At 61.6% G+C, this 7595-nt stretch carries 6 protein-coding genes; all 6 read right to left on the reverse strand.

All coding sequences use genetic code 11. The features are described 5' to 3' along the window. Positions 1-32: 32 nt before the first annotated feature. The gene (locus tag BN1127_RS08315; RefSeq protein WP_042649110.1) at positions 33-1256 is read right to left on the reverse strand and encodes an EAL and HDOD domain-containing protein; all 1224 of its coding nucleotides are present in this window, start codon (positions 1254-1256) and stop codon (positions 33-35) included. A 114-nt stretch (positions 1257-1370) separates the two neighbouring features. Further along, on the reverse strand, positions 1371-2627 hold the full coding sequence (locus tag BN1127_RS08320) for an OmpP1/FadL family transporter (protein ID WP_042649111.1): 1257 nt from the start codon (positions 2625-2627) through the stop codon (positions 1371-1373). A gap of 251 nt (positions 2628-2878) precedes the next feature. Next, complete coding sequence (locus BN1127_RS08325; protein ID WP_042649112.1) at positions 2879-4159, reverse strand: outer membrane protein transport protein; 1281 nt, start codon at positions 4157-4159, stop codon at positions 2879-2881. 407 nt (positions 4160-4566) lie between these two features. After that, positions 4567-5310, reverse strand: a complete 744-nt coding sequence (locus tag BN1127_RS08330; RefSeq protein WP_042649113.1) for a DUF3379 domain-containing protein — start codon at positions 5308-5310, stop codon at positions 4567-4569. Next, positions 5303-5893 carry a sigma-70 family RNA polymerase sigma factor gene (locus BN1127_RS08335; protein WP_082030011.1) on the reverse strand — a complete coding sequence of 197 codons (591 nt, stop codon included), beginning with the start codon at positions 5891-5893 and terminating at the stop codon, positions 5303-5305. The genes BN1127_RS08330 and BN1127_RS08335 overlap by 8 nt, the downstream gene beginning before the upstream one ends. A gap of 39 nt (positions 5894-5932) precedes the next feature. Further along, positions 5933-7468, reverse strand: a complete 1536-nt coding sequence (locus tag BN1127_RS08340) for a BatD family protein (protein ID WP_042649118.1) — start codon at positions 7466-7468, stop codon at positions 5933-5935. Positions 7469-7595: the final 127 nt, after the last annotated feature.

Consider the following 7595-nt stretch of genomic DNA (forward strand, 5'->3'; position numbering starts at 1 on the left):
ACATGAGGGAGAACCATGGCGGGTTCGCGGGTTCAGTCCATCCCTTCCATGGCCTGGAGCTGCTGATTGACCCAGGCGGTGGCGGCGAGATAGAGGTGGCTGACCTTCTCCTCGTTGAGGCCGAGGCGCGCGGTGCTGGCGGCGATCCGTTGCCAATTGGCCTTCTCGTACTCTTCACAGAACGCGAGGTAGAACCCCAGGTTGCCCTTGCGCTCCAGCAGGGCGGCACGGATCTCGGCGGTCAGCGGTATGGTGCCGAGCAACTGATCCAGCGGCTGCCCCATCAGCACATCCAGCAGGGAGAAGAGCCCGGTGATGAAGGCTTGCTGAGCCTGCAGGGTGGGGGCATGGGTCTGTGCAAGCAGCTCGCAGAAGCGGGCACGGATGAGGGACATCTGGTAGAGCTCGGCACTCTTGTCGTGACCGGCACTGGTGGCGGCAATCAGGGCCACGAAGCGTTTCAGCTGGGAATGACCCAGGGAGCTGGCGGCCTGGCGAAACGAGGCGATGGGCTGGGGAAAGTGCTTGAGATGGTTGACGTAACGCAGCAGCTTGAGGGAGAGAGAGAGATCCTGATTGAGCAGTTGCTCAATCTTGTCCAGATCCGGCTCGGCCTGATTGACCACCTTCAGCAGTTGCATCACCACCAGCTGGGTCGGGGGCATGGTGGTCTGCTGCACCATCTGGGGCCTGCTAAAGAAGAAGCCTTGGAACAACTCGACCCCGAGCCCCTTCATCCGTTCAAACTCGGCCTTGTCCTCCACCTTTTCGGCGAGATAGGTGAGCGGCAGGTGGCGATGGGTCTGCATGAACCGCTCGATGCTGGCAAGCGGCGTGGCCCGCAGATCGAACTTGATGATATGGATATAGGGAAGGAACCTGTCCCAGGCCGGGACCAGGGTGAAATCATCCAGCGCCAGCCGATAGCCCAGCCCGTGGAGCTGGATCACCTTGTCCAGCAGCGCATCGTCGGGCTCGGCATCTTCCAGTATCTCGATCACCACCTTGTCCTGGGGCAGGCATTCGGCCAGACCGTCCAGCAGCAGGGAGTGAGGGAAGTTGATGAAGCAGGGGTGTCCGCCAAGCAGCTGATCGATGTTCTGTTGCAGAAATTGCTCTGTCACCAGTCGGGAGGTAGCCAGCTGCGCGGAGATGGGGGGAAACACATTATCCAGGCTGTCGCGAAACAGCAGCTCATAAGCATGGGTCTTCAAATCCCGATCCAGGATGGGCTGCCTTGCTACATAGGAATACATGCATCTCTCCAGCATGGGTGAAGGCTTGATTCTATGGTTAAGCGGATCACTATGCCAGTGCCGACCGGGTCGAAACGGTCAGCAACTGGCAGAGTGCTGCCAAGGCAGGCGGGATCAGAACAGGTAGTTGAGCTGCAGGCCGGCCAGCCAGGCGTCCCCTTCCGAGGTGCCCTGGAAGGTGGAGGTGGTCTGCGCCATGCCGGGTTTGAGCTGCATGGTCTCGCTCACCTCGACTTTTTTGCCGTCGATCAGGGTCAACCCCAGATCCAGCGACAGGTTGCGGTCTATCTGGTAACCCACCCCGGCGCTGTACCACACCCGATCCGAGTCCGGGATGGAGATGGTGCGGCGATCGGCGGGCACCGGGCTACGATCGTAGGCCAGGCCGGAGCGCAGCTGCCACTTCGGATCCAGCCGATAGGTGAGGCCGAGGGCGTAGCGCCAGCTGTCTTCCCAGTGTTCGTCCTTGATGTGCATGGTGCCATGGTGATCGAGCTCGGACTCGAGCTGGACGAACTTGCTCCAGTTGGTCCAGTTGATGCTCGAATGCAGCGCCAGGGCCGGGGTCAGCTGATGGAACAGGGCCAGCTCCGCGGTGGCGGGCAGCGGCAGATCCAGGGTGCCGGTGTCGGTGAAGGTGCGGCCTTGCAGGTCGGTGCCGACGGCATCCCCGGAGAGGGTCAGGCTCACGTCATGGCGATAGGAGAGGCCGATGCGGGTCGCTTCAGACAGCGTCAGCAGGGTGCCCAGGTTCCAGCCCATGGCCCAGCCATCCCCCTTGAGGTGCTTGGCAATCTTGTTGTTGGAGGGGAAGGTGCCGCCCACTTCCCCTTCACCCTGAATGGCGGAGAGGCCGGCGCCAAGGGACCAGTGCCGGTTGATGCGATAGGCCAGGGAGGCGCCGAGATCCACCGTCTTGATGTCGGAGACGTTGCCGAAGTGACCGGCGTTGTAGTTGTCCGGCATCTGGACGCCTAGACCATAGTAGGAGGTGGCCGCCAGCCCCAGCCACCAGCGCTCATTCAGGGGCAGGACGAGATAGGCATTGGGCACCCAGGCACCGTCCGCGATGTCGCTGGCGCTCGCATCCAGGGTCACCGGGCCCTGGGCGGTAGGGACCCGGGTCAGCCCCTCGATGTTGACGTCGGGCTGGATATGGATGACGCCGCCGGAGAAGGCGGTGCGCTCGAAGCGAGTCATGGCGGCGGCGTTGCGGGCGATCACGCTGGCGTTGTCGGCGATGGCGGCTTCCCCCGCGAAGGCGCGGCCCATGCCGGTGGCCGATTGCTCCGCCAGCTGGAAACCGGCCGCCTGGGCCTGGCTCGATAGCAGCAACAGGGTGATGAGGGAGGGCTTCATGTTCGGGAGCATTGCTTTTCCTCGGGATGAATTTGGAATTCATTCTGTAATTTGGTTGGGGGCGGGATTTTATATGGTATGACCAGTAAGGCAACGGGGGCGGGGGCAGAGAGGACAAAACGGGATTAAATGCTGGAGGTATTGCCTCTAATAGCTTGATAAAAAACAAAAAGAGTACAGCTGTTTGCTACAGCTGTGCGCCGAGATGGGGATGTCGCATAAAAAAAGAGCGCCCGGAGGCGCTCTGTTTTATCGCGATGAAATCAGAATTTCATGTTGAACTGGGCGGAAGCCAGGAAGGCGTTGCCGTGGGAAGTGCCCTTCCAGCGCAGTCCGTCATCGTGGCTACGCAGTCCTTCGTTCACGTCCACTTCCTTGCCGTCCAGGTAGGCCATGCCGAAATCGACGCTCATGTCCTGGTCGATGTGGTAGGTGGCGCCGGCACTGTACCAGACACGGTCGGAGTCAGGAATGCTCAGGCTGCGGTATTCCGGCTCGATCGGGCTGTTGTCGTAGGCGAAGCCGATGCGGGCTTCCCAGGACGGGTTGACGTACCAGGTACCGCCCAGCGAGTAACGGGTAGAGTCCTTGAACTTCTCCGGTTTATTGAGGCATACACCTGGTTGGCCAGGCATATTACATCCTGAACTTGTTGCTTTCAGCTCTTGGAAGGCGCTCCAGTCGGTCCAGTTGACGGAGTAGTGCACCGCGAACTGCTGGTTCAGACGGTGGTAGCCGGCGAATTCGGCCTGGGCTGGCAGATCCAGTTTCAGGTTGCCATCAACGGTCTTGAAATTAGAGGTGCTTCCATTGAAGTCGCCGTCAAAGCTCAAGTCCACCTGGGAGCGGTAGGTCAGGGCCAGGCGGTTGTTCTCATTGATCTCGTACAGGGTACCGACGTTCCAGCCAAAGCCCCATGTATCGCCTTTCAGGTGCGCGATGGCGGTGTCACTGTTAAGAGGTGGGGTGATAGCCAGGGCTCCGGCATAGCGGTTCAGCTCGGCCTGGGCATAGACGGCATTGATGCCGGCACCCACGCTGAAGTTGGAGTTGATGCGATAGGCGATGTTGGGGTTGATATTGAAGGTCAACAGCTCGGTATCGCCGGCACCGGCACCGGCCGGGAAGGTCTTGGAGTACTCGGTGGAGAGGCCGTAGTTGGAGAACAGGCCAATCCCCCAGGCCCACTGATCGTTCAGGGGCTGGATGAAATAGGTGGCCGGCACGAAGGCATCGGGCGCGATGTCGCTCTCGCTGGAAGAGGCCAGCTTGGCCGGACCGGCATAGATGTCGCCCGCGACATCCACGTCGGGCTTGATATAGGTACCGGAAACAGACAGTGCCATCTTGTCGAAGGTGGTCATGGCGGCCGGGTTGCGGGACAGCACGGACGCATTGTCGGCGATGGCTGCTTCCCCGGCATAGGCACGGCCCAGACCGGAAGCCGAGTGTTCGTTCAGCTGGAACGCGGCGGCGAAGGTCTGAGTGCTGGCCAGGGTGACGGCCGCGGCGATCAGGCTTTTCTTGAAAAAGGCAGTTGTCATAGTGTTCTCTCTTTGTAAGCAGATTTTCTGTCGACATCAGGGCTCTTTGGCCGCTATAGACGACAAGATCTGTTGTTATGTCAGCTTCTTCCCATTCATTTCTGGCGTGATTCTATGGATCTGGTAGGAGGTAAGAAATCAGACCAGTGACAGCAGAATACATAAAAGTTTCCATTGTGTTAATCATTTGTTTTAACTTGCCGTTTAAATGGTCTGTTTTATCCATTATTGAATGAATAACATACAATAGGTGTCGTTTGTATCGTTCAAAAAAAATAGTAAAAATGTGACTTCAGGTGGGTATCAAGCGGGAAGTTGTCGGGATTCTGAGATGAACAGGCAGACAACGACGGTGTCTGCCTGTGATATGGAGGGGACGGGGGCCAGTCAGCCCCAGTCAAGTTCTGTTAAATGGACCAGTGTAGGCGTGACTCAAGCTGTTGGGCAACCGGGGCCAGTGACTCCTGCATGTCTCCAATCAACACCATGTTTGCCCCCTTGAGCGGCAGTATCTCCCCCTTGAGGGTACCGTCTGCAAAATCGGGCTGGATCGTGAGTGGCACATGCTTGGGTACCAGGAACAGGGTGACCGGGCCCATCTTGCCCTGGATCACCATGTGTAGGGCCGGCCCCTGATAAAAGGCACAGTGATTGACATAGGTTACCTTCATGCCGGGCATGCCCATCAGGGTGGCGCCATATTTTTCCATCTTGGCGTTGATGGTCTGCAGGCTCACCTTCTCATCCACCCCCTGGATGAAGGGCTCCTCCCCATAGACGTGGGCTATGGCCACCTGGGCCAGAGACAACGGCTCAGATGCCGGTGGCCAGCTGATCCAGCGGGTACTCATGCCGAGCAGGAAGGCGACCGATGCCGCCATGGCGAGCGGGCGCCAACCTCTGCCTTTGGTCGGGGGGGGCAGTGGCATCACCACATCCTCGCTCGCGTCCATCGCCTGGCGGAGTAGGATCCGCTCAGCGAGACCGGCGGGCACCTCCACCTCCAGGGTGCGGCGCAGTTTGCTGTCCAGCTGCTTCATCTCGTCCAGATGCTTGCGATTGGCGGAAGATGCCTCTGCCGCGGCGAGGAAGGCCGGATCCCTGTCCGAGGGATGGGTGATGGCCCGGCGGCGAAATTCAAGCTCATCCATTGGTGTGACCTCTCTGTTGTACCGCAGCCTCCATGGCCTCTTTGATCTGGTTGCGAGCCCGGAACAGCCGCGTCATGACGGTGTTCTTGTTCAGGCCGAGCTGGGCGGCGATCTCCTCGCCGCTGAATCCCCCCAGCACCTGCAACAGCAGGGGTTCCTGATATTCGGCAGGCAGGCGGGCGATGTGGCGCCGAAGCCATTCGTGTTCCATCTCCTGCTCGCTGTGCAGCGCATCCGGATCGCTTTGGGGATGCTCGTCGAGATCGATGAGATCGAACTGCTTGCGCTCGAAGCGCCGGGCATTTTCCCGCCGCAAGATGGTGATGAGCCAGGCCTTGGCGGCCTTGTCATCGACCAGGGAGTCGAGCGCCTTCCAGGCTCGCAGGAAGGTCTCCTGCACCAGATCCTCGGCGACTTGGGGATCCCGGCACAGCCAGTAGGCGTAGCGGTAGATGTCCCCGTGCAGGGCGTGCACCAGGGCCTCGTATTTCGTTTGTTTGTCTGCCATATCCCCATAGACCGGGGTGGCCGAGGGATCCTTTCCCGTTCCTGCCTTTTTTTTTCTAAAAAAACCTAACGTCATGAATGCGATTCCTTTTTCATGAGTGGTTTGCCGCAGGCGTCAAGGATGTGCCCACGCCAGTTTTCTGAGGACATAGGCTATCGCAAAAGTCTCCCTGGCGCACAGCGACTGGGCGAGCCTCTGCCAGTCGACCCCTTGGCTGGCAGCGCCAGGGGCGGCAAAACAGGCCCTGTCCAGGTCATCGAGCAGCGTGCCCATGGCGGGATCGCTATGACAGGGCAGGTTGGCCAGGTGCTGGCAAGGCCGTCCCAAGCGCAGCGCTGCCCAGGCCAGCAAGGCCCATCTGGCCGGGTCAGGTTCCCGGGTCGCCAGGGCCCGTTGCAGCTGATAGAAGGCGAGCCAGCGCGGCCCGCCTTGGCACAGGGCGCGCAGCAGCAGCGCCCACAGCACCCAGTGGAGGCTCTCTGCGCCCGGCGCCCTGGCGGGATCGGAGGGGGCGGCGTCGCCCTCGATGTGCAGGGTCTGCGTCGGCAGGCGGGCCTGCTCGATGCGCCCGGTCCGGGTGTTGAACCAGGAGAGGGTTAAGGCGGGCAGGGTATAGCTGCCTGGGGCTTGTGCGGTCAGGGCCTGGCGCCACTGGCGTTCGAAGCGCAGCGCCCCCTTGGCCACGAAACGCTCCTGCTGCTGCTCGCCGTCCGGTTTCATCGAAAGACCCTGCGGCAATGCCGGGGCCGGGATCTGTGGCAGGCGGTTGCCATCTCCTCCCTCCATCACCAGGGTGAGGGTGCGGATCACCGGCTCCCCGACGCTGGCTCCCCTGGCCGGACTGAACTGCTGGCGCAGGATCAGGCTGCTCGCCACCGGCTCCACCGATGCCTTGTCTACCTTGACCAAGAGGGTGGCCGCTCTGGCGGAAAGCAGATCCCCCGCGTCGTTTTGCGCGGCGGTGTCCGGGTCCTGGGGCAATCGACCCTGGAAACGGGGGGACTCCAGGGGATGCAGCCCGGGCTCCCTGGCCTGGATCAGCCACTTGCGGATCAGGCGCCCTGGCATACCGGGGCTGGCGGGGGACTCCCAGCGATCGTCGCCGAGGCGGCGTATGGTGAAGCCTTGACCGAGGGGCTCGCCGAGGTTGGGGGCCTCCATGTTGGCGGGCAGCCAGAGGCTCAGCTCATAGATGAAGGGTTGCCCCGGGTAGAGGGGGCCCTGATGCAGCACCCTGGCCTGCAGCTCCACGGGGGAAGGGCGCGCCTCGGGTTGTGGCATCAGGGTGCCCGTTCGGGGGCGCGTCGGAATGGACAGCGTGGGCGTCTGTTCGGCGCCGAGGGTCAAGGGAGGCACCTGGCGGGGACTGGTCTCCAGCAGGTGAAGCGGGATCTGCCAGCGGATCAGGCCGCTCACCTCGGTATTGACGCGGCTGATGCTGACCCGGCCTACCGCAAACTGACGCAGCAGGGGGAGCAGGCTGAGCTCGTCGCCCTTGAGCTCCCCGTCGGCTTCGATGACGAGCAACCAGTCGCGATCATTCTCCCCCGCCAGCAGCTCGGCGCGAGGGGGGGCCGCCTGCACTTGAGCGGTCTGTACCTGGGTGGCCAGCAGCATGGCGAGCAGCCAGCAGCCGCTTAGGCCCTTCATAAACCGGATGAATGAACGCAGCCAGCGGATCACCAGGGCTCCTCCACCTTGATAAGAGGGCGGCGTTCGGCCTCCTTGCGCAGCCGCTGCTCCAGCAAGAGCACGGGGGGCGCCGGGGGGCGGGGGT

The sequence above is a fragment of the Aeromonas media genome, from assembly GCF_000819985.1.
GTDB classification, from domain to species: domain Bacteria; phylum Pseudomonadota; class Gammaproteobacteria; order Enterobacterales; family Aeromonadaceae; genus Aeromonas; species Aeromonas media.

Excerpts from the sequence above, each read along its gene's own strand:
- BN1127_RS08315 (WP_042649110.1), bottom strand. The coding sequence starts at position 1,256 with ATGTATTCCTATGTAGCAAGGCAGCCCATCCTGGATCGGGATTTGAAG.
- BN1127_RS08320 (WP_042649111.1), bottom strand. The coding sequence starts at position 2,627 with ATGCTCCCGAACATGAAGCCCTCCCTCATCACCCTGTTGCTGCTATCG.
- BN1127_RS08325 (WP_042649112.1), bottom strand. The coding sequence starts at position 4,159 with ATGACAACTGCCTTTTTCAAGAAAAGCCTGATCGCCGCGGCCGTCACC.
- BN1127_RS08330 (WP_042649113.1), bottom strand. The coding sequence starts at position 5,310 with ATGGATGAGCTTGAATTTCGCCGCCGGGCCATCACCCATCCCTCGGAC.
- BN1127_RS08335 (WP_082030011.1), bottom strand. The coding sequence starts at position 5,893 with ATGACGTTAGGTTTTTTTAGAAAAAAAAAGGCAGGAACGGGAAAGGAT.
- BN1127_RS08340 (WP_042649118.1), bottom strand. The coding sequence starts at position 7,468 with ATGAAGGGCCTAAGCGGCTGCTGGCTGCTCGCCATGCTGCTGGCCACC.